The organism is Dulcicalothrix desertica PCC 7102, from assembly GCF_003991905.1.
In the GTDB taxonomy this organism is placed as follows: Bacteria; Cyanobacteriota; Cyanobacteriia; order Cyanobacteriales; family Nostocaceae; genus Dulcicalothrix; species Dulcicalothrix desertica.
The window spans coordinates 96,839-119,969 of sequence record NZ_RSCL01000017.1; the positions used below are offsets into that span (position 1 = coordinate 96,839).

Genomic DNA, 23,131 nt, shown 5'->3' on the forward strand with positions numbered 1-23,131 from the left:
ACAATAGAGTAGACTATATAGTTATGTTTTCATGCGAGAGTTAATTTAATTCTTAGAGTCAAGAAGTTTTTTTAGTATAAATAGTTACTTATAAGCCAAAGGGGGCATTTTTTGCAAGAGAGGCTATAACAGGTAAAGTCTTATACGTATTTTACAGGTGCAGCCATGTCCTTACGCAATGAACCTACCGATTGGCAATTAGGTGTACATGAAAGTTACATCCCTGTTTATTTTAAAGGCGCCGTAGCTGGATTTTTCAAAAAAGAATATTCAGACACGATAATCAAACAGTTAAATGAAGACGAATTATTGAAAAAAGCATTGACTACAGCTTGTACCGATTTAATTAGGCAGTCAGGTGGTGATGCTAGTCAAGTTAAAGAACTAATGAAAAAATATCTAAAAACCAGTGAGCTTCCAAAGTCAGGTACATTTGCAATTGCAAGATTTCTACGTGAAAGACAGCAAGAATTAGATTTAGGCGACAAAGAATTTGCTAAATTTTGCGACACTTTTAAAGTTTCACCTGTCGAATTAAACAATATCTACGCAGGTGACAAAATAGAAGACGCATTGATGGCGCCGCTCGCCCGCATTTTAGGAAAATCAAAAGACGAATTACTAAAAGTCAGAGACGGTCATTTGTAGCACAGGCCAAAGGCGCCTGTGCAGTGATAACTTATATTTCAACAAGCCGAAAGAAACCGGGCTTCTGTACGAAAAATCAACGTTTTACACAACATGTTTGGCAAGAAGCCCGGTTTCTAGACCTCGTGCAAGATGTTACAAACCAAAAGGTCAACTCAACCTGCTCCCGTTCGATTCTTCCGCTTCACCGAGCAGTACTGATATATGACCGTATAAAAAAGTAATTGTAGATTTCCGGAAAACCATTAATCATAGCTGGTATAAATAAGGTAGGCTAAAAACTACTTCTATATTTCATTACTAAGCTTTCATCTTGAGTCGCGACTATGGCTAATGTATCAAACGTAAAACTTATAATTGGTTTCAACGACCCTGACTTGGATGACGAAGAGAAAAACGAACAAGCCCAGAAACTGCTGCAAGAAATTAGAGAGCTAGATGAAATTGAAGCAGCAGAACTTCTACCTGACCCCAACCCACCCGCAGGAAACAAAGCATTTGGTGGAATTTTAGCGGGTTTTCTGATGGCAGAAGTTAGCCCTGCAAACCTAAAAAAATTATTTGGGTTCTTATCAGACCGTTTCGGGAATAAACCGATGAAGTTGAAAGTCAAAGCCACTGATGGTAGAGAATTAGAAATCGAAGCCAGTAGCAAAGAAGAGTTTGAGTATATTAAACAGCAAGCACAAGAGTTCCTTAATAAACAATAAATATATCAATATATACACAGATAATATAATTTTGCATTTATGACCAATGGCAAAATACGCTTTATTGATTGGAGTTAGCGAGTATGAACCAGGATTAAATCTTTTACCTGGCGCCACAAAGGATGTAGAAGCAATGCAGCGTGTCTTGCAGCACCCAGAAATAGGGGGTTTTGCAGCAGAGGATATTATTGTGTTGAAAAATCAGCAGCGACAAGAAGCCGAAGAAGCGATTTTCACTTTTTTCGCTAATAAAAGAAAAGAAGATTTGCTGCTGCTATATTTCTCTGGTCACGGAATTACTGATGATAACAGCCAGTTTTACTTTTCAACTCGTTCAACTCGCAAACAAGAAGGCAAATTAATCTCTCCAACTGCTGTTGCTGCGAGCTTTGTGCATCAGCAAATGCAAAATAGTCGGTCAAGGCGCCAAGTAATTATTCTCGACTGCTGTTTTAGTGCGGCTTTTACAAAAGGTTTGAATGCAAAAGACGCTGGGAATATAAATATCGTCAATCAATTAGGAGGCGAAGGTCGAGCTATTCTTACCGCTTCCAATTCAACCCAATATGCATTTGAACATGAAGGCTTTGAATTATCGCTCTATACCCATTTTCTCATCGAAGGGATCGAGAAAGGCATCGCTGACCAAGACAACGATGGTTGGATATCAGTCGAAGAACTACATGATTTTGTTCATCGCAAGGTGACAGAAACTTCCCCAGCAATGACACCAGAATTTTATCCTGTCAAAGAAGGATATAAAATTCTGCTGGCAAAGTCACCTAAAGAAGACCCGAAACTAAAATATCGCAAGGAAGTTGAACAACGCGCGCATCAAGGAAAATTTACAATTCCTGCCCGTAGAATGCTTAAGTCTTTAGCGCTACAACTCGGATTAAACCTACAAGAAGCAGAAGCAATTGAAACAGAAGTTTTACAACCCTATCGCGAGTACCAGCGCAAGTTGGAAGAGTACAAACAAACGCTTGAGGAAGCTTTAGAACAAGAAAATCCACTTTCGTCACGGTCACTAAATGATTTAAAAGATTATCAGCAATTTCTAGGTTTGCGCGATGAGGATGTTAAAAAAATAGATGAACAATTACTTCCTCAAATAGCTTTCGTAATCAACAATCAACAACCAGTAACAAATAATCAACAACTCGAAGAAGATGACCTAAGTTCTGAAAAAGGAATAAACTACACTAAACTACGTGACTTAATTAAAACAGGAAAATGGAAAGAAGCGGACTATGAAACCTATTTGATAATGCTTCAGGCTGTAGGTCGAGAAGAAAATGACTGGATTAGACATGAAGAATTTTTAAACTTTCCCTACAAAGACCTTCGCACAATTAATACCCTTTGGGTAAAATATAGCAATGGGCAATTTGGCTTCAGTGTCCAAAAAGAAATTTACTTGAGTGTCGGTGGCAAAGCAGACGGCAAATATTACAAAGAAGCCTGGGAAAAATTAGCAGATAAAGTAGGATGGAGGGTGAACAACAATTGGATTGACACGAGGAGTTTTACTTACGACACTTCAGCATTTTACGACACTTCAGCATCTAAGGGGCACCTCCCGATTTACGTATTTGTGCATGATGTAGAAAAGGTAGGAGCTATTTTTACGGACTTGGAAGTGGTATTCTCTCGCATCGAGACTTGTAAAATGTAACATTTAAGACTTTCATAATTTCCTAAAGATTTATCAGATAAACCAAACTCACGTAATAATAAGCATTTCATAAATCCTATATCTGGCACTGAGTCAATTTATTTACAGCATGGATTGAAAGTCGATGAAAAGACGGAAATTTTGATTTTAAAGATTTATGTAGATAATTTGTATTATAAAGTTCATCAGTAATATTATTTTTTCGTAGGATTTATTTACTTGTCCTTGAAAGCCCAGTTAATAAAGTTTTACAAACCAATAATTTAGCGTGCAAACAGATAGCATTTTTTATCGCTTGTTCAAAGAATTTCCAAATGTTTTCTTTGAACTTATCGGCGATGCATCTACAACTGCCAGTGAATACAACTTTAAATCGATTGAAGTCAAGCAAACTGCTTTTCGTATCGACGGTGTTTTTATCCCGAAAAGGGGTAAAGACAAACCAATTTATTTTGTAGAAGTGCAGTTCCAGCAGGATAAGCAAATCTACTCGCGGCTTATTTCTGAAGTTAATTTATACTTACGTCAGAACAAGACTAAAAACAATTGGTATGGTGTAGTTATATACCCTAGGAAGAGTTTAGATGTCGCAGATACGAAGCACTACAGTGAATTCTTTGACAGTGGACGAATTACTCGTATCTACCTTGAAGATTTGGGTGATGCTGCTTCGTTACCGATTGGAATTGCTACTATTAAGTTAATCATCGAAAATCAAAAAATAGCCAAACAACAAGCCAAGGAGTTAATTGCGAGAACTAAACAACAGGGTCTTCCAAAACCCCAACAGCAGCAACTACTGGATTTAATTGGAACAATTTTAGTTTACAAATTACCTAAGATTAAGAAGGAGGAGTTAAAGGCGATGTTTAAAAAAAGCGACTTGAGGAAAACCACATTTTATCAGGAAGTCAAAGAAGAAATCCAAGAAGAAGTTGAACAAAAAGCCAAAGAAAAAACCAAATTAGAATCGATACCTCGCTTACTAGCTTTAGGTTTAACTCCGGAACAAGTAGCTCAAGGACTTGATATAAGTGTGGAAGTGGTAAGACAAGTAGTGCAGAAAAACAACTCAGGTTCTTAACGGGTGCCAGTTTCAAACTTCTCTTACCACATCTTCTGCGTACTCTGTGTCTGGAGTGATAATTATATCTACCTATATACATAATGACATAGAGTACTAAATTCATTTGGGACAGTTTTATTGTATTAATTATCTAAGATAAAGAGGCTGGGTTAAAAGCAATGTTTGGACAAAGCGATTTGAGGAAAACAATATTTTACCAGGAAGTCAAAGAAGAGATACAAGAAGAACTTGAAAAAAAGATTCGGCGAAGAGTCGAAAAAAGGTTTAAGCAAAAAGCCCAAATAGAAGTGATACCTCGCTTACTAGCTTTTGGCTTAACTCCGGAACAAATAGCTTATGCGCTTGATTTGAATGTGAAAGTCGTAGAAACAGTAGTGCTAAATAACTATATGGTAATTTCTTAATTTTTACCCTTTGTACATCAATACTGCAAGGGGTAGCTCAAAATCGAATAATTGGTAGGTTGAGTTGAGGAACGCTCTTCGTAAAAGTAGGCGCAGTTTTCCCAAGGGTAGTGGTTTGTGTCATAAAATTTGGTGGGTTATTTGCAACGGATGTAACGGATGTAACAGATAAGTTGTTGGTTACAAACAAAATCTAGTTGTCTAATATCAACCATCCGTTACATTCGTTCATAATCCGTTGCCAATCTTTCTACACACCAAAATTAATGACACAGACCAGCAGTGGTTCATGTCATTAATTCTGGGGCGTTGTATGTGAGGCATAACCACGCTTACGCTTGGCGCCTACACACCAAAACTATTGACACAGACCAGTAGTTTTCCTTTATGGTAGCAAAACCCAACATTTTTAGGACTCCGTTGGGTTCCGCAAAGCCTCCACCCAACCTACAAATATTCTTTGTGTCTCTATGGTAGAAATAAATATCAAAATTTTGTTCTGACGTTACATGTAACGTCTCTACATTTGCATTAATTTTTGTTAAGATTGGACACGAAGCGTAAACGCGCGCACTTTCCTACTCATTCCCTACCTTGGAGACACTGGATGCTACGACTCGAACATATCAGTAAAATTTACCCGACTGGTGAAGTCCTCAAGGATGTTAATTGGGAGGTCAAAGCTGGCGACAGAATTGGTTTAGTTGGTGTAAACGGCGCCGGCAAGTCCACCCAGCTTAAGATTATCACAGGTGAAGTCGAGCCGACTTCGGGTGAAATTGTTCGTCCTTCGAGTTTACATATAGCTTACCTTAACCAAGAGTTTGAGGTAGACCCATCACACACTGTTAACGAAGAATTTTGGACTGTATTTAAGGAAGCAAACGAAGTACAGTTGGCGTTGGCACAAGTGACGCGCGAGATGGAAAGTGCCACACCCGAAGAACTCGATAAATTAATTAATAAATTAGATAAGTTACAGCGTCAGTTTGAAGCACTCGATGGTTACGGGTTGGATGCGCGCATCGGTAAGATTTTACCAGAAATGGGTTTTCAAATCGAAGATGGTGAGCGTTTGGTAAGTGCTTTCAGTGGTGGGTGGCAAATGCGAATGGGTTTAGGTAAGATTTTGCTGCAAGAACCTGATTTGTTACTGCTGGACGAACCTACAAACCACTTAGATTTGGAAACTATCGAGTGGTTAGAAGGTTATCTTAAGAAACTTACTACCCCGATGGTGATAGTATCGCATGACCGGGAGTTTCTTGACCGTTTGTGTACTCAAATAGTCGAAACTGAACGTGGTGTTTCTTCTACTTATTTAGGTAATTACTCTTCGTACCTGCAACAAAAAGCTGAAAATCAGTCAGCGCAGCTTAGTGCTTTTGAACGTCAGCAAAAAGAACTCGAAAAGCAACAAGCGTTTGTAGAAAAATTCCGTGCTAGTGCGACTCGTAGTACTCAAGCGAAAAGCCGAGAAAAATTGCTTGATAAAATTGAACGTATCGAGGCGCCTACAAGTTCAGTACGTACTTTACACTTCCAGTTTCCCCCTGCACCTCGTAGCGGACGCGAAGTTGTAATTATTGATGAGTTAACACATACATATGACGACAAAATTCTGTTCTTAGGCGCCAGTTTAATAGTCGAGCGCGGTGATAGAATTGCCTTCGTAGCTCCCAATGGTGCAGGTAAGTCTACATTGCTACGTTTGATTATGGGAATGGAGGCGCCTTCTGAAGGTATTGTAAAACTTGGCGACCATAATGTTCTTCCTGGTTACTTTGAACAGAACCAAGCAGAAGCACTTGATTTAAGTAAAAGCGTTATGGAAACCATCCATGATGAAGTGCCTACCTGGACAAACGAAGAAGTTCGGACAATTTTAGGACGATTTTTGTTTAGTGGTGACACTGTATTTAAAAATGTCTCAGCATTAAGCGGTGGTGAAAAGGCACGCTTGGCATTAGCTAAGATGCTCCTACGTCCAGCTAATTTATTAATTCTAGATGAGCCGACAAACCACTTAGACATTCCCGCCAAGGAAATGCTCGAAGATGCGCTGCAAAATTATGATGGTAGCGTGATTGTTGTATCACACGACCGTTATTTTGTTTCGCAGATAGCAAATAAAATCGTCGAAATTCGCGATGGTGAGTTTCGTGTTTATTTGGGTGATTACCATTACTATCTCAGCAAGCTGGAAGAAGAAAAAGAAGCCGCACGTCTGGCTGATATAGAGAAAGAAAAAGCTGCGAAGAAAGCTGCTAAAAGCGCTAAATCTACAGCAAAGAAAAAGTAAGAATGATATTGCCTCTTGTGGGGTGGGCATCCTTGCCTGCCCTTAATTGACAATTTTAGACAGAACGTAAGGGGACTTACATTCCACAAGACATTACAAACTATAATTATTTTCCAAACTTAATGCTAATTAATCTCAATAAGTTGTTAGGTAAAAACTAATTTGAAATAACTAATTGGTTGCAGCAAATTGTATTAGAAAATGTGATTTAAAAATGTTGAGATTATTACATAACAGTTGGCGCCGATACAGTCAAGCAATATATGAATAAATTGCATCTATCTAGTGACAGTATTAAAAGATAGTAAATATGTCTGTAGGTCTTGAATAATTAAGAAATGTCTAAAAAAACGGATATTTATAATAAAAGAAGCTAATAAGCAGAAATTCACTTGCGATGGCAGGTAGCAGTGGTATTATTCGGATATTACAAAAAGTAAAGGGCAGTTTTATTATGACCAAGGCACCTGTTGCTCCCGTGGTGCTAGTCATTTTAGACGGATGGGGCTACTGCGAGGAGACGAAAGGAAATGCAATTGCACAGGCTAAGACTCCAGTCATGAATAGCCTATGGTCGGCATATCCGCACACCCTCATTCGCACGTCAGGAAAAGCCGTCGGTTTGCCAGAAGGTCAAATGGGTAACTCAGAAGTTGGTCATTTGAATATTGGCGCTGGTCGAGTGGTACCGCAAGAGTTAGTACGCATTTCAGATGCGGTAGAAGACGGTTCCATTAATAAAAATCCAGCGTTAATAAAGATTTGTCAGGAAGTCCTGAGTCGAAACGGCAAACTGCATATGGTCGGGCTTTGTTCTGAGGGAGGTGTACACTCCCACATTAGCCACCTGTTTGGACTACTTGACTTAGCTAAAGCACAAGGTATTTCTCAAGTTTGTATTCACGCTATCACTGATGGTCGTGATACTGCACCTAAAGAGAGTGTAGAAGCAGTAGGACTGATTCAAAATTACATAGACCGTATCGGCGTTGGTAAAATAGCGACAATTAGCGGTCGCTACTACGCAATGGATAGGGATCGTCGTTGGGATAGAGTTAAACTTGCCTACGATGTGATGACTATTGATGGTAAGGGTAATGGACTCTCGGCAATGGAAACTGTCAAGGCTTCTTATGCTGCCGACATAACCGACGAGTTTATTGTTCCCGTGCGGTTAGCACCAGGAGCAATTGAAGCTGGCGATGGTGTTATATTTTTTAACTTCCGCCCTGACCGCGCGCGGCAGCTAACTCAAGCTTTGGTGAGTCCTAATTTTGATAGTTTTGAGAGACAGTTAGTTGCGCCATTGTCCTTTGTTACTTTTACTCAATACGACCCTGAACTACCAGTCAGTGTTGCATTTGAGCCACAAAATCTTAGTAACATTTTGGGGGAAGTAATATCAAACCGGGGTTTAAAACAGTTCCGCACTTCCGAAACTGAAAAATACGCCCATGTAACTTATTTCTTCAACGGTGGTTTGGAAGACCCCTACCCAGGTGAAGACCGCGAACTCGTATCGAGTCCAATGGTGGCAACTTATGACCAGGCGCCTAAAATGTCCGCCGAAGCCCTCACCGATGTAGCGACTTCTGCTATAGGCAAGCAAATCTACTCACTAGTGGTAATAAATTATGCCAACCCAGATATGGTAGGGCATACAGGTCAAATTCCAGCCACAGTGCAAGCTGTTGAAACAGTAGACCGTTGTGTGGGGCGCCTGCTAGAGGGTGTAATAAAAGCAGGTGGCACGGCAATTATTACAGCCGACCACGGCAACGCAGAATATATGTTAGACAATTCGGGTAATCCTTGGACTGCCCACACCACAAACCCAGTACCCCTCATACTAGTCGAAGGCGAAGGAGCTAAAATTCCTGGACACGGTACAGATGTTAACTTACGCTCAGATGGTAAGCTAGCGGACATTGCCCCAACAATTTTAGAAATTTTGCAAATTCCCCAACCAGTAGAAATGACTGGGAAATCCTTAGTAGTATCTGCTGACTACGAAGTGCGAAACAACCGCACACCTGCACAAGTAGGAATGTAGAATAGTAGAGACGCGATTCATCGCGTCTATTGCGATTCATCGCGTCTATACTATTCATCAACCTCTTTTAAGTAATTTTGGTTATGACCGTCACTAATATTGTTCAAGGAATCTGGACATTCTCTGCTGTTGGCTTAATTATTTTGGTACTACTTCACAGTCCTAAAGGTGATGGTATTGGCGCCATTGGTGGGCAAGCTCAATTATTTAGCAGTGCCAAAAGCGCTGAAAGTACTCTTAACCGAGTTACTTGGGCATTAACTGCTATATTTATGGGTTTAACAGTTGTGTTAAGCGCTGGTTGGTTGCCTAAATAATTAGTAAAACATTATAGGGAGGATAGGGGAATGGGAACGGAACAAAAATACTATAACCGTAACCCTAGACCCAATATCCCGACCCGCATATTTATATTTTTAGGAATATTATTAACCACTTGGCTGCTAGTTCTAATTAACTCGCAGTTTGTAGTAGTTGGGCAAACACCTTCAACACTTACGCATCCTCTACCGTCAACACTCATGCGTTGGCAAGACGTTAGAAACAGTGGTGATTATTTTGATGCAGTGAAGCCAACAGAAGTAGGATACTTAGTCTGGTCAAATTTTCCTGTTAAAGTTTATATCGAAACGCCAAAAAATCTTAATAAGAATCAAGCAGATGCATGGCTAAAAACTGTATCATCTACAGCTCAAGAATGGAATGCTTATTTACCGTTACAGATAGTTGAGCAATCAGAGTCAGCCGATATTACAATTTTAAGAAAGGCGCCGCCACTTCAAGGAAACCCACCGCGCGCACGTTCTGCACAAACAACATATAATTTGTATACAAAAAATAATACTTTATACCATAGGTTTAGTATTTTATTGAGTCCGAGCCAAACGGGTGAATACCTTATTGCTGCCGCACGGCACGAACTTGGACACGCATTAGGTATTTGGGGACATAGCCCATTACAAAGCGACGCTTTATACTTTTCTCAAGTTCGTAACCCACCATTAATTTCAGCTAGAGATGTGAACACCCTAAAAAAGGTATATGAACAACCAACTAAATTAGGCTGGCAAAAATAATTTATTCTTGTGGAGCGGGCATCCCGAACCGCCTCTTTGTATCGGTATGTAAGGACGGGCAAGGATGCCCATCCCACAAGATAGTTAATTTAATTTTTAAAATGGCAAAATTTCGTCTTGATAAATATTCAATTTCTATTTTAAATGATTGGACGTTGATTTGATTATCGATATGGTCGGGGCGGGTTTAGTTGTATTTACGTGAATAGTGAGAATTTTGGGTTAACCCGCCCCTACGGTATTACCATCCCCAACTGCCGGGAATTCCTTTAAATGGCCCGACGATATCTTTGGTTATCCAACCACCATAAAAATTTCCGGGTTGCGGCGCCACTTTTTCGCCATCTATATAACATGCATCCATTGGGTGTGCATAAAACGCGACATAATCTTTGAGAGATTCAAATTTAGGTGTAGGGTTAGGATAAAACCAAGCGACGTTTTGCAGTTCTTTATCACCTACGCGCAGTGTATAATATCCCGCTGCTCCTTTCCATTCGCAAAAACTAGATTGGGGCATTTTTATGAGATATTCCATCTTAATATCCGCAGGCGGAATATAGTAAACTGGCGGATGGCTAGTTTCTAATACTCGTTTTGCATTGTGAGTATCAGCGATTGTTTCACCATTAAAAATAATCTGAATATGTTTGCTGACATCTTCCAAACGTGGTGGACGGGGATAGTCCCATACTGACTCTTGCCCAGGTTGAGGCTCAATGCGTTGCGGTCTCATAAAGCTATCTCATAAGTATAATTACTCTCATCCTATATTAACAACTAAGCTTTACGACCAATAGCTAAAAAAGTAGTGATATCCCACCAAACACCTTTTTCAAGAGACGTTACATGTAACATCTCTAAATTTGATTATATTTGTGCGCTGTTAAAAAATCATTGGCTAAGTAATTTACGCAAGCATATTCTTGACCTCTCTATAAATTTACAGAGATTTTCTCGCGCTGTCAAAAAACATAGTTCGAGAATACCTGATCTGAATAGTATTACTACTGTTTATCAGTTTATAACTAATACAAATTATTTTTTATACACCGAATTAATACTTAGAAATACTATCAAAATTCTCTATAAAACAGCTTGTAAGCATAAATTGTTTAATCCATCTTTATACAAGTCATTTGAAATATTTTCTTTCTGCAAAGTTTGATAAAAATACAACACGATAACTATTCTCATGTGCCAACTTATGAGTAGCAAATAAATTTAAGAACACAGGATAACATCATGTCTAAACTATTTAAAAGCTTGGTTGCTGGTACAGTACTTTCAGTTGGTTTAGCTATTGGCAGTGCGGGTGAAGCGAAGGCTGTATCACTTACAGGAAGCGCAACAATAACCGCAGATAATCATTATGGGTTTTTCTACGGTGATAAAGATGGAAACTCTTTGAACTTTGTTGGACGTAACGAACTAGGAGCAAAGGGTAGTGAAGGAACGTATAATTGGTCTCGCCCAGAAAGTTGGAAATTTAACGTTGATTCACAAGATTATTTATATATGGTTGTGTGGGATGACCAAAGCGTTGATGAGACTTGGCTTGGTGAATTTAATTTTTCCACAGGTCAGTCTGGTGTCAGTAAAAATCTTTTGAGTAAAGCGACTGACTGGGAGTACATGATTAGCAAAAGTGCTAACCCCTTTAGTCTACGTAACACAGTTAAGATCGAAGACCGTGATAAGGGTTTCCTAGCTGCTGGTGATAGATTTGAAGGAAATGTTCCAAAGAACGGAGAACTAGCTCAAGAAATCCAAACAGGAAACTGGATTGGCGCCATAAACCGAGGAGCTAATATTCGTAGCACTGGTCCTTGGGGACAGATTGCTGGGATTAACCAAAATGCTCAATTTCTTAATGTTACTACTGCCGATAGACAACAAAGAGGAACTTCTAAAAACACCAATTATACTATCTTCCGCACTCGCTCTACAGTTGGAGAGTTAAGTGGATTACCTCCTAAATCTGTTCCTGAACCTACAACAGCATTTGGTTTAGCTGCCTTGGGTCTTATTGGCGTCACTTCACTTAAGAAGCGCAAAGTAAAATTAGGTTAGTACTTAGTATTTTTTCAGATTTTGCTGTCACGAAATTATTAAATTGATTTACATTGTAGAGACGTGATGAATCACGTCTCTACATTTGATTATTATATTTTTACTGCTGTTACGAAAAATATTGATGCATCACACCAGGCGCCTTGTTCAGTCACAGGTAACGCTTGGACTTCTTTTATATATTCTGCAAAACATTCTTGCAGTTTTTCGGGCGCCAGTTGTTGTACTTGGTAGCCAAAGACGTTTTTAGCGTTGACTTCCCATATTTGTTGTACGCTGTTTACATCAGGGGTAAAATACCAGCCAAATTGCTCCTGTTGAATTATAATATTTTTGTTCTGAAAACCTGCTGCTAACAATAATTGCTGGCATTTTTGCGGTGTACCTAACGGTGCATTTGGGTTCGTTACAGTAACACCGTATCTAGCTGCGACTTCTCGAAATAAAACACTTGTTGTAAATGCATTTTCTGCCCAAGCGTTAAATACAAGTTTTCCACCTGGTTTGAGACAACGATGCCATTTATGTAAAGCTGTAGGGATATCAGTTAGATAACAAATTGCTAGAGAACATAATATTACATCAAAACTGTTTTGCTCAAAGTCTATTAATTCAGCGTCAGCTTCGATAAATTCTACATTTTGTAAACCAGAGACAGCTAGTTTTTGTTTCGCGTTACTCAACATCCCCGTAGAAATATCTATACCAATTATTTTGGATTGGGCGCCTGCTTTTTCTGCTGCTGCTAATGCTACTATTCCTGTACCTGTGGCTACATCTAGTATTTTTTGCACAGAGTCTAGGTTCGCCACTTCAATTAAACGTTTGGCTATTGGTAAGTAAAATCTGCCACTGTCGTAATTGTTGCGAGAATTAAAGTCAGCGAGTAATTGCTGTTTATATTCTTCTGTATGTTTTGCTTCTAACATTGCTAAATTTTCTTTTTTTATCTATGTTTTGGTGGGAAATAACCATCAACAGTGGAACTTGTGCAAACCTGTGGTGAGGTATTTTCTCTTGTGACCCAGTTTTTTTAGCTAGTTTAAGAAATCGCCGCCATCCCTCAATATTCATATTAGCTTCCCGACTTTATAAGACAAATACCGAGCGCGTAATGTACTATTAAATCGCGCGATTTGATAGTACATTGGCTACTCAAGCTACAATCATAGATATGAAATTAATACTCGTGGCGCCTGATTACTCGCTGTATACTGCGTTTCAAGAATACTTTGCTTACTTCCCTAATGTTGAAATCGTCAATAGTTACTTTGAGCAGCTAACAGAATTTGATTGCTTAGTAAGTCCTGCTAACTCGTTTGGCATGATGGACGGTGGTATAGATGCAGCAATTATCAAGTTCTTTGGTCTTTCTCTAGAAAAAAAAGTGCAACAGCAAATTCTCGAAGATTACCTAGGGGAACAACCAGTTGGTACATCATTTATTATTGAAACTGGACATCCTAAATATCCTTTTTTGGCACATACTCCTACAATGCGAGTGCCAATGAGTATTAAAGGTACTGATGTACCCTATACCGCAATGTGGGCAATGCTATTGGCTATTCGGCAATATAATAAGAATTCTAGGCGCCTAATTAATAGCGTAGCTTGTCCTGGCTTAGGAACAGGCATTGGTCAAGTGCCTTATCGCGAAGCAGCTAGACAAATGTCTTTAGCTTACGACAATTTTGTTTATCCACCCAAGGTTATTAACACCTTTGTTGCAGCTTCAAAGCAACTGCAAATTTGGGAAGGTTTTTAAATATAAATCCAAAGTTTAATCCCCCCAACCGTAAAATATTGGCGCCTTTCATTTGGAGGTAACACCAAAAGCTTGTGGCTGAAACCGTTGTATATCACGATTTCCTCAGTTTGCTTCATATAACTTTACAACGTGTTTCGTTTGGCTGGTATCTCGGCTATACCCAGTTTTCTGTTCCGATGATACTGATGCTCCTACCCAAAATTTTTAGCTCTCAACCCACCAACATACATCTTTTCTTAAAGGACAATTCTTATCTTTAATTTGATTATTATAGAGTAAGACTTCTGTTAAATTAGTTAAGCTAGAGAGTGATTTAATATCACTTATTTGATTATTCTTGAGCCAGAGATATGTTAAATTAGTTAAGCTAGATAATGATTTGATATCACTTATTTGATTATCATTGAGCGAGAGATATGTTAAATTAGTTAAACTAGATAGTGGTTTGATATCACTTATTTGATTATCATTGAGCGAGAGATCTGTTAAATTAGTTAAACTAGATAGTGGTTTGATATCACTTATTTGATTATCATTGAGCCTAATTTTTATTAAATTAGTTAAACTAGATAGTGGTTGAATATTACTTATTTTATTATTAAATAAGTGGAGTTCTTCTAAATTAGTTAAACTAGATAGTGGTTGAATATCACTTATTTGATTATCATGGAGCCAGAGTAGTCTTAAATTAGTTAAACTAGATAGTGGTTTGATATCAACTATTTTATTATTATAGAGCGAAACTGCTCTTAAATTAGTTAAGCTAGATAGTGGTTTGATATCACTTATTTGATTATTAAATAGCGAGAGTCCTGTTAAATTAGTTAAACTAGATAGTGGTTTGATATCACTTATTTTATTATCATTGAGCCAGAGGCTTGTTAAATTAGTTAAACTAGATAGTGGTTTGATATCACTTATTTTATTATCACCAAGCACAAGCATTGTTGATTTACTGAGATATTGATTAGCCTTTACACAATCGCTTGTATCAGCTCTTTTCAACAATAATTCAACTGTATGTCTTGTTGCTTGTGGTAATTTAGACTTTTGATTGCACCAATCAGTAAAACTTTTGGAATTGCTAGGAGTTTTTGCTTCTACTTGTTCCGCTTCATGCTCTGCTACACTACAAGAAGTAAAACCAAATAGAGCTAGTATAATTATAATTACCTGTTGATATTTTCTGTTTTTTGATGTTAAACAAATTTTCATAAGTTTTATTTATACTATTTACTTTTAACCTAAATAATTAAATATTTCCCGATTATAAATTGTTATATAAATAACTAACATGAGCAATTCTACGTAAATTGCTATCGTCGAGATACCAGCTACATTAAATTTTCGGTTACAAACTCCTATAAGAGTTCCAGAACCAGGAGTGACTGCAACACTCTTGTTTATTGTGCCTACCCAAAATGTTGAACAAAACAAAACAAAGATACTATAAATAGGAGCGATATTCAGGTGCCGAGTATTTTGAATGTGGCTTTTGAGTGAGGAAGTTAAACCAGTATATTGCTACTAGATGCTACGACGAAATATTTTTTGATACTCGAGCTGAGGTTTATTAAGAGAGGCTAAAATACTCTCTTTTCCCCCTTATTAAGGGGGGTCAGGGGGGATTTTTCCAATATCAATAGGAATTGTGATTGTAAATGTTGTACCTGTACCAAGGTTACTAGTTACGTTTATTTCACCTTGATGTAATTCTACTGCTTGTTTAACAATCGCTAATCCTAATCCGGTACCGGGAATATTGCCAACATTTTTGGCTCTGTAGAATGACTCAAATAACTTTTGCTGGTCTTCTGTAGAAATGCCAATGCCTTTGTCTTCGATTTTAAATGTTATTGCTTTATCATAGTAAGCGAGTTCAAATAATATATCTCCTCCTTGCGGTGAGTATTTTATGGCGTTTGATAGCAAGTTAGTTATAATTTGTTGTAAGGCTTTTTCATCTAAGTTAACTTGAATTTCTTGTTCTGGCGCCAGTAATAAAATTTGGTGTTTGGGGTTAGCGACCAATTGCATTTCGGCAACTAAGTTTTGACAAAATTGCTTCACATTTATGATAGTTGGGTTGAATGCTTGGCTGGTAATTTCTCCCTTACTAATTACTAAGACATCATCTAATAAACCAACTACATTATTAACGGATTTTCTTATCTTTTGTAATACTTCTGCTTGCTTTTCTTGTGACCATCCGGCGCCTTGTTTTTCGAGTAAAGCAGTGTAACCTTGTATAATATTAAGGGGATTACGAAACTCATGGCTAACCATTGAGACAAAGCGTGATTTTAGTTGGTTAAGTTCTCTTTCTTGTTCTAAAGCTTTTTGGGTTTCGAGTTCGGCAATTTTACGTTCTGTAATATCAAGAATAAAAGCTATAGTGTTTGGCTGTTCAGGTTCAATTTGTATTGCTCCAACCAAAACCGGAATGCGACTACCATCTTTACGAATATATTGTTTTTCATACACGGTATAATCACCCGTTGCTTTGATTTGCTCAATTGCTTGTTCATCGAGTGGTAAATACTCGCTTGGTGTCATCTCAATCCAGCTAATATTACCAGCTTCTAGGTCTTGTCGTGTATAACCAATTATTTGCAAAAAAGTGTCGTTTGCTTCATAAATATTACCATTAAAATCTGCAATAACAATACCAACAATACTTGATTGCACGATACGTCTAAAACGCAGTTCACTTTGACGCAGTAATGATAGTGCTTGTTCGCGCTCGGCTATTTCCTGTTGTAATTTAATATTGGTAGCATAAAGCTCTAACGAAAGTTGACGTGAGCGTAAAAGTATTTCTATACGCGCGTGTAATTCCCGCTTTTCAAGGGGTTTTGTAATTAATTCGTCAATGCTTTGCCATAAATCACGGGTAAACAATTTTACATCTGAACAAATTGTACTGAGGAGAAATGGTAGAAATACTGGGTATTCTGCTTCTTTTCTTGCCCGTATCCATTCCCATAGATGGTTTAATGCAACACCATCTACTATACAAAGGTCAAATTTATCATCAAGTAAGGGAACTGCTTGTCGTGTCAGTACCGCAGCATCTCCAATTATTACCTCGTAGTAACGCTCTAACCATTCAGACAGCAGGCGCCGATTCTCTGTATGCTCTAATAAAAGTAGAATGCGACTCATGTGCTGATTTGCCACCACTAGCTACACAAACAACGGTTAGTTATTTTGAATCGGAAGAATCTAAAATATCGGGTACACCTTTGAGAATACCACGTAAATTTGTAAGTGGCTTGCCAACTTTTATCCCATAGCGGCTAATTTCAAACTCGCGCAAGGTTTTTTCAAAGTTAGTTAAGCGTTTTTTCAGTACCCCTATGGCACGTCGTATTTCTCCTCTAACTTCTATGTAGCGTAAAAATATAATGTTATCAGCTACGTAGCTAATATTATTTTCTGTTACTCTAAATTCACCTGTAATGCTTTCGACTTCGTTGATTAATAATACTGCAACACCCATATTTTGTAAATACTTACATAACGCATGGATATGGCTAACTAAATCATCACCCTGCACTGACAAACGATAGCCAGAAATGCTATCAATCATGATAATTTTTGCAGACTTAACTTCGACTTCATGGCGAATCAAATCTGCTAACTCATCAGGGGTATAATGTAATGGTTCCACCTGAACAATCGAAAGTATATCGCGTTCTATCATAATGCGAACAGGGATATTAATTGCTTCACACCGATGTAATAGCGTCTCTTTCCACTCTTCAAATGTGTAAACAACCGAACGCTCCCCTCTGCCTGCTGCTTCTTTCATAAACTGAAGTCCTAGTGTCGTTTTACCCACACCACTCGGACCTGTTAAAATTGTAATAGTTCCACGCTCTAACCCACCGTGCAATAATTCATCGATTTCCACCACTCCTGAAGGAATTGTTTCCTTGATAAACTCCTGTCGGTGACTTTCTGGAATTAAGCGCCTATACACTTTCATTCCTGTTTTTGTCAAGCGCATTGAGTGCGAACCGCTCTGAAAGTTAGACCCGCGAAATTTGCTAACACATACTGTTCGTTCTTGGTTAGAAAAGCTGAGATTAATCACTCCATCGCTAATAAATTGTAAATCTTCGTCAGGCGCCTCTTCACTGCTTTCGGAAGTGAATAACACTGTGGCGCCTTGTTCTATCAAAAAACGCAGAAACGATAGTGCTTGCTTGCGAAACAAAAACGCATCGCTGACAAGGTAGCGTAATTGCGTCATTGAATCAAGAAAAACACGTTGAGGTTTAAGAGTCTCTACCTGCTGAACAATTCTTTGCGTCGTCGGTTCTCGCTCTACTTCTGCTGGAGAGAATATATCATAGGTCTGCACTTCGGCAAAAAAGTTTGAAGTTGGGCTAAGGTCAAGAAAAGTTATATCATTAGTATCAAAACCTAACCGTTGAGCATTTTGAAATATCTGTTCTGCTGGTTCTGCTAGTGTAATTAATAAAGTTCGTTCTCCTTGAGCGGTGCCTGCCGTGAGAAAATGTAACCCTAACGTCGTCTTACCTGTACCGGGTCCACCACGCAATAGATAAGCGCGATTGGCAATAAAACCACCCTCTAAAACTTCATCCAAACCTACAATACTTGTAGATAGCCGATTTTCAGACATTTTAAATTGTTCTGAGCATTTATACTTATTGCTAGTCGGAACTACACGGATGTTAGTTTTGACCCATACGATTCTCTCATATTTTTGGTTATATCGATACAAATAAAATCCCCCCTTATTAAGAGGGGATTAATTCTATTAAATTTTATTTGTTTAAGCTACCCTTTTACACATACAACTTGCTTCAAAGTGGCAACTACTTCTACAAGGTCTGTTTGTTGATTCATTACTTGCTCTATCGGTTTATAAGCGCCGGGAATTTCATCTAAAACTTCTTCATCTTTACGACATTCTACACCCTCAGTTTGTTTAATTAAATCATCGAGTGTATAAACGTTTTTAGCTTTGTTTCGAGATAGTAAACGCCCTGCTCCGTGGCTACAGCTGCAAAAACTTTCAGTACAACCTTTACCTTTAACAATGTAAGATTTTGCTCCCATTGAACCAGGAATAATACCGTAATCATCTTGTTGCGCGCGCACGGCGCCTTTACGAGTTACAATAACTTCTTCGCCAAAATGCACTTCTTTTACGGCGTAGTTGTGGTGGCAGTTTACTTCGAGTAAAGGTTTTGTGACTTTACCACCCGAAGCGTGCTTCTCGATAATTCGCTTAAAGCGCGCCATCATCACATCGCGGTTCATCTTGGCATATTCTTGTGCCCATTGTAAATCTCGCCAGTAAGCTTCAAATTCAGGTGTACCAGCAATAAAGTAAGCTAAATCTGGGTCAGGCAAATTATTACCCGCCAATTTTGCTAAATCTTTAGCTGTATTAATATGACAGCTAGCTAGCTTATTACCAATATTACGTGAACCAGAATGCAGCATTAGCCAAACTTGGTTATCTGTATCGATACAAACCTCAATAAAGTGATTACCACCACCAAGCGAACCTAACTGACGCATTGCTTTAGTTTCCAAGTCTTTTACACCTGGATGTAAATCATTAAACTGGCGCCAGTGTTGCCAATTAACAACAGCTTTTTCAACGTCTTTGTTTTCGTTGAAACCTGTAGGAATAGCAGCTTCAATATCAAGACGAATCTTTTTAAGTTTACCTTCAAGCTTATCACCCTTAAATGGCATCTTAATAGCGGACATCCCACAGTTATGAACGAAAACACCAGCTTTTAAAGCAAAGTTATGGTACTCAGGTACTGTTAAGCAATAAACATCCTCAGTATAATCTAAAGCAATTACATTTACTACTTTGTGATTACATAGTTGTTTAGATAAATAAGGTTGAGTAATCAAAGTGGAACCATCTTTATCTCTTTCGGAGTAGAAAGGCATTAAGGATGCACCGAGCTTCAAATTTTGAGCTTCTTGATAAGTACCATCCCTTAACATAAATTTATGGTCTGGAGTACAGATTATTTCCTCTTCGTTGTCCAAAACTACTTTTACTAGAGGCGCCTGTTTTCTTGTTAGTTTGGCGGTTGCTTTTGCCGCTATAACTTTTCCGGTTGGAGTACAAGCATAAACTATAAATTCATTATTAATCTTCGCAAGTTCTTGAATTGAATAATATTTTCCATCAACTAAAGGAATAAGCGTATCTCCGACAAAGCAACCAATATCAACACCAATCGCAGCAGGAATTACAGCTTCCTTTGTAGCAACTACAGAGCCAACCAAGGCGCCTTTACCCAAATGGACATCAGGCATCAACGCCACATGTTTAAAAACAAACGGTAGCGAAGCCACATTTTGCGCCATCTTTGATTCATCTTTCCCTAAAGGATGACCAGCCCAAGACAAAACAGGTGTAGGTGTAGAAAGTTCTAATTTTTCGTAAGCCATAAATTTTAGATATTTTTTTAAGTCTAATGTAGTATATGTAATACAAAACGTCAAGAAGCAACACAAAGCAGAATTTAGGAACATCCGTTACAATTTGTAAAAGAAGTAATTGTCTACACAGCAGTACGGGAAACCTAAAACCCTATGAGTAGTCAACAAAGCGGAGTAATCCGACGTAAATCAGAGTAAATCTGTGATTTATGGAAGGTAGAGATTAATCTACCCGGCGACACCAGACTCCGTCCTTAAGCAAGGCGGTAAGCGCTCCTACTAGGTCAATACCTCAATGAGATTTACCCAGCTTTAGGGTTTGCTAGTCTCAAGCGGTTAGAGGCGGAACATCGCGTAGTTTGTGAACGTGGAAAACTTACCTCAGTGTCAAGCCTAGGAGCAATGTCAAAGCACACTTTACCTTTAAAGAGCGGCGTAACTGCCAAAAAATACAATGCTTACAAACCACGTTTTCGTATTAAATGCGGATAAAAGTTTTTTGAATATGGTGCATCCAGCACGAGCAAGAAAGCTTTTAACTCAAGAAAAAGCAGCAGTGTTCAGAACTTATCCATTTGTAATAATTGTAAAAAAACAAGTTCTTAATCCCACTATAAAAGAATATTTTCTTAAAATCGATCCCGGATCAAAATGGACAGGTTTTGCGATACAGTGCGGTTCGGATATTGTGTTTCGTATGGAGCTACAACACCGTGGATTGCAAATTCGTTCTAACTTATTAACTAGAGCAGGCTTTAGATGCGGTAGACGTTCCAGAGATTTAAGGTACCGTAAAAAACGTTTTAACAAGCGCAAACGTTTAGGGTGGTTAGCACCGTCTTTAATGCATCGTGTAAGTACAGTAGAAACTTGGATTCAAAGATTTTGTAAGTTCTGCCCAATTGTTGTAATTGAAATAGAACAAGTCAAATTCGACATGCAAAAATTAGCTAACCCAGAGATAAGTGGTATCGAATATCAACAAGGCACCTTGTGGGGCTATGAAGTCAGAGAATACCTCTTAGAGAAATGGGGTAGAGAATGTGTGTATTGTGGTGTAAAAGATGTGCAGTTAGAGATAGAACATATAGCGCCAAAATCTAAAGGTGGTAGCGATAGAGTTAGTAATTTAACGTTGGCTTGTCATGATTGTAATCAACGTAAAGGAGATATGGATATTTCTGATTTTCTTTCGGACAGGCAGAAATTGTCAAAAATTTTGAGTCAAGCTAAGTCCCCTTTAAGAGATGCAACAGCTGTAAATTCAACTAGAATTGCAATATCAAATATGGCTGGTAAATACAACAACGTCAAAAATTGGACAGGTGGCAGAACAAAGATGAATCGGGTCAAACAGAATTTGTCCAAGACTCATAGCATTGATGCGGCTTGTGTTGGTGAGTCTGGCAGCAACATCAAGATATTGACACAGCAACCTTTATTCGTAACATCGAAAGGACATGGCAACAGACAAAGTAGAAAGACTAACGATAAGGGATTCCCTGCATTAATTACAGAAACATGTCAAAAAACAGGAAATAAAATTGTAAAGAAAAATCCCGATGGAACTGTAAAAACAATAGCGCCAAAAACGGAATATAACCACGTACATACAGGCGATATAGTCAGATTCAAACTAGAAAAACCTAGTATGACTTTAGGCAATAAGAAAAAAGGCATTGAGAAGAAAGTTAAAGTTCCATGTGGTTCTTATACTGCAAGAGTAAAAACACCAACTCCCAAAGGTTTCGAGGTTTTAATTAATAAGGAAAGGGTAAGTGTTCCTGTAATGAATGGTGTCAGCTTTGCATATCGCGCTGATGGCTATGACTATAAATTCGTTCATGTTTGACACAGATTTACGATGTTTTATCAGAAATTACTACGTTATATTGCCATTAGATATTATGACAACACGTCAAGATACAATCTGGGAAAAGTTTTTATCACCTGTATTCAGGCTTTTAATAGACGAGAAAGCGTTACGTGAATACAACGATAGTGTTGACTGGGAAAAGGAATGCAACTACATCCGGCGCCCAGATGTAATTACCCCTACATACTACAGTAGCCAAAACTTTCACGGAATAAAGGGTGGATACCTCACTTCAGGCGCCGCAGTTACCTACGACCCAATAACACAGTACGTCGTACCACCGAATGAAACATGGGTTCGTCAGGGTTTAATAGACGCAGTACGTGTACAACCACGACGGATTCTTGATATAGGTTGTGGAACGGGTACGGGTACCATAATGTTAAAGCGTGCGTACCCAGAAGCAGAAGTAATTGGTTTAGACTTATCGCCGTATATGTTGGTGAGGTCACAACATAAAGCAAATGAAGCAGGACTAAATATCAACTGGCGCCACTCTGATGCTGAAAAAACAGGTTTTCCAGATGCATCGTTTGATTTAATTACAGCGTCACTACTATTTCACGAAACACCACCTGCGGTAACAGTAGGAATTTTACGTGAATGCTTACGCTTGCTGACTACAGGAGGACAAGTACTAGTTTTAGACGGTAATCAAACAACAATGCGTCAACTAGAATTTTTACATAACGTCTTTGAAGAACCATATATTCGAGACTTCAGCGCAGGAAGTGTTGATGCTTGGATGGGCGCCGCTGGTTTTGAGGCAGTACAAACGCAAGATATTTTGCTGATACATCAAGTTACAAGTGCTGTAAAACCCATAATCAACGGAGAAACTGCCGCAAATAAAAACGTGCGAACTTATACACCATATAACACTGGATTACAAGGCTTTCCCTCACCCGCGTAAAGCCCAGAAACCTGGTTTCCCCATCACTGAACACAACAATCTTCAACAGAAACCCAAGGAAACCAGGTTTCTTGTAATAAATAACAAATGACA

At 38.5% G+C, this 23,131-nt stretch carries 19 protein-coding genes and 1 pseudogene; 13 read left to right on the forward strand and 7 right to left on the reverse strand.

The window, feature by feature from the left end:
• Positions 1–165: 165 nt before the first annotated feature.
• The 9 genes from DSM106972_RS31510 to DSM106972_RS31550 all read left to right on the forward strand — a co-directional run bounded on the left by DSM106972_RS31510 (position 166) and on the right by DSM106972_RS31550 (position 9,958).
• Positions 166–648 carry a hypothetical protein gene (locus DSM106972_RS31510; RefSeq protein ID WP_127084389.1) on the forward strand — a complete coding sequence of 161 codons (483 nt, stop codon included), beginning with the start codon at positions 166–168 and terminating at the stop codon, positions 646–648.
• A 326-nt stretch (positions 649–974) separates the two neighbouring features.
• Positions 975–1,358 carry a hypothetical protein gene (locus DSM106972_RS31515; protein ID WP_127084390.1) on the forward strand — a complete coding sequence of 128 codons (384 nt, stop codon included), beginning with the start codon at positions 975–977 and terminating at the stop codon, positions 1,356–1,358.
• 46 nt (positions 1,359–1,404) lie between these two features.
• Positions 1,405–3,036: a caspase, EACC1-associated type gene (locus DSM106972_RS31520; protein WP_233787039.1), complete on the forward strand. Its 1,632-nt coding sequence runs from the start codon at positions 1,405–1,407 to the stop codon at positions 3,034–3,036.
• 268 nt (positions 3,037–3,304) lie between these two features.
• Complete coding sequence (locus DSM106972_RS31525; protein ID WP_127084391.1) at positions 3,305–4,120, forward strand: Rpn family recombination-promoting nuclease/putative transposase; 816 nt, start codon at positions 3,305–3,307, stop codon at positions 4,118–4,120.
• A gap of 161 nt (positions 4,121–4,281) precedes the next feature.
• Positions 4,282–4,527 (forward strand): RpnC/YadD family protein, encoded by a 246-nt coding sequence (locus DSM106972_RS31530; RefSeq protein ID WP_127084392.1) that lies wholly within the window; start codon positions 4,282–4,284, stop codon positions 4,525–4,527.
• 607 nt (positions 4,528–5,134) lie between these two features.
• A complete protein-coding gene (locus DSM106972_RS31535) occupies positions 5,135–6,829 on the forward strand; it encodes an ABC-F family ATP-binding cassette domain-containing protein (RefSeq protein ID WP_073620774.1) in 1,695 nt (564 codons plus the stop codon).
• Positions 6,830–7,283: 454 nt separating this feature from the next.
• Positions 7,284–8,882 carry a 2,3-bisphosphoglycerate-independent phosphoglycerate mutase gene (gpmI, locus tag DSM106972_RS31540; protein WP_127084393.1) on the forward strand — a complete coding sequence of 533 codons (1,599 nt, stop codon included), beginning with the start codon at positions 7,284–7,286 and terminating at the stop codon, positions 8,880–8,882.
• A gap of 83 nt (positions 8,883–8,965) precedes the next feature.
• Complete coding sequence (gene secG / locus DSM106972_RS31545) at positions 8,966–9,199, forward strand: preprotein translocase subunit SecG (protein ID WP_019491959.1); 234 nt, start codon at positions 8,966–8,968, stop codon at positions 9,197–9,199.
• Between the two features lie 30 nt (positions 9,200–9,229).
• A complete protein-coding gene (locus tag DSM106972_RS31550; RefSeq protein ID WP_127084394.1) occupies positions 9,230–9,958 on the forward strand; it encodes a peptidase in 729 nt (242 codons plus the stop codon).
• 241 nt (positions 9,959–10,199) lie between these two features.
• Here the strand turns inward: DSM106972_RS31550 and DSM106972_RS31555 are convergent, their stop codons facing one another.
• Positions 10,200–10,694 carry a DUF427 domain-containing protein gene (locus DSM106972_RS31555; RefSeq protein ID WP_127084395.1) on the reverse strand — a complete coding sequence of 165 codons (495 nt, stop codon included), beginning with the start codon at positions 10,692–10,694 and terminating at the stop codon, positions 10,200–10,202.
• A 509-nt stretch (positions 10,695–11,203) separates the two neighbouring features.
• Between DSM106972_RS31555 and DSM106972_RS31560 the strand changes: the two genes are divergently transcribed.
• Positions 11,204–12,031, forward strand: coding sequence for a PEP-CTERM sorting domain-containing protein (locus DSM106972_RS31560; RefSeq protein ID WP_127084396.1), 828 nt, complete (start codon positions 11,204–11,206; stop codon positions 12,029–12,031).
• A gap of 92 nt (positions 12,032–12,123) precedes the next feature.
• On the opposite strand, the gene DSM106972_RS31565 is transcribed toward DSM106972_RS31560, so the two are convergent.
• A complete protein-coding gene (locus DSM106972_RS31565) occupies positions 12,124–12,960 on the reverse strand; it encodes a class I SAM-dependent methyltransferase (RefSeq protein WP_127084397.1) in 837 nt (278 codons plus the stop codon).
• Between the two features lie 245 nt (positions 12,961–13,205).
• Here DSM106972_RS31565 and DSM106972_RS31570 point away from each other — a divergent pair, with 245 nt between their 5' ends.
• Positions 13,206–13,796, forward strand: coding sequence for a macro domain-containing protein (locus DSM106972_RS31570; protein WP_127084398.1), 591 nt, complete (start codon positions 13,206–13,208; stop codon positions 13,794–13,796).
• Between the two features lie 207 nt (positions 13,797–14,003).
• Here the strand turns inward: DSM106972_RS31570 and DSM106972_RS31575 are convergent, their stop codons facing one another.
• The 5 genes and pseudogenes from DSM106972_RS31575 to DSM106972_RS56210 form a co-directional block, all read right to left on the reverse strand.
• On the reverse strand, positions 14,004–15,014 hold the full coding sequence (locus DSM106972_RS31575) for a leucine-rich repeat domain-containing protein (RefSeq protein WP_127084399.1): 1,011 nt from the start codon (positions 15,012–15,014) through the stop codon (positions 14,004–14,006).
• Between the two features lie 393 nt (positions 15,015–15,407).
• On the reverse strand, positions 15,408–16,964 hold the full coding sequence (locus tag DSM106972_RS31580) for a sensor histidine kinase (protein ID WP_127084400.1): 1,557 nt from the start codon (positions 16,962–16,964) through the stop codon (positions 15,408–15,410).
• 40 nt (positions 16,965–17,004) lie between these two features.
• Positions 17,005–18,453, reverse strand: coding sequence for an ATPase domain-containing protein (locus DSM106972_RS31585; protein ID WP_127084401.1), 1,449 nt, complete (start codon positions 18,451–18,453; stop codon positions 17,005–17,007).
• A 158-nt stretch (positions 18,454–18,611) separates the two neighbouring features.
• The gene (locus DSM106972_RS55480) at positions 18,612–20,057 is read right to left on the reverse strand and encodes an RtcB family protein (protein WP_475395208.1); all 1,446 of its coding nucleotides are present in this window, start codon (positions 20,055–20,057) and stop codon (positions 18,612–18,614) included.
• Positions 20,052–20,342, reverse strand: a pseudogene (locus DSM106972_RS56210) (RtcB family protein); the annotation flags it as partial. The pseudogene DSM106972_RS56210 and the gene DSM106972_RS55480, both read right to left, overlap by 6 nt.
• A 361-nt stretch (positions 20,343–20,703) precedes the next feature.
• Between DSM106972_RS56210 and iscB the strand changes: the two are divergent.
• Both iscB and DSM106972_RS31600 read left to right on the forward strand, forming a co-directional pair.
• Positions 20,704–22,101, forward strand: a complete 1,398-nt coding sequence (gene iscB, locus DSM106972_RS31595) for an RNA-guided endonuclease IscB (RefSeq protein ID WP_127084403.1) — start codon at positions 20,704–20,706, stop codon at positions 22,099–22,101.
• Positions 22,102–22,156: 55 nt separating this feature from the next.
• The gene (locus tag DSM106972_RS31600; protein ID WP_127084404.1) at positions 22,157–23,038 is read left to right on the forward strand and encodes a class I SAM-dependent methyltransferase; all 882 of its coding nucleotides are present in this window, start codon (positions 22,157–22,159) and stop codon (positions 23,036–23,038) included.
• Positions 23,039–23,131: the final 93 nt, after the last annotated feature.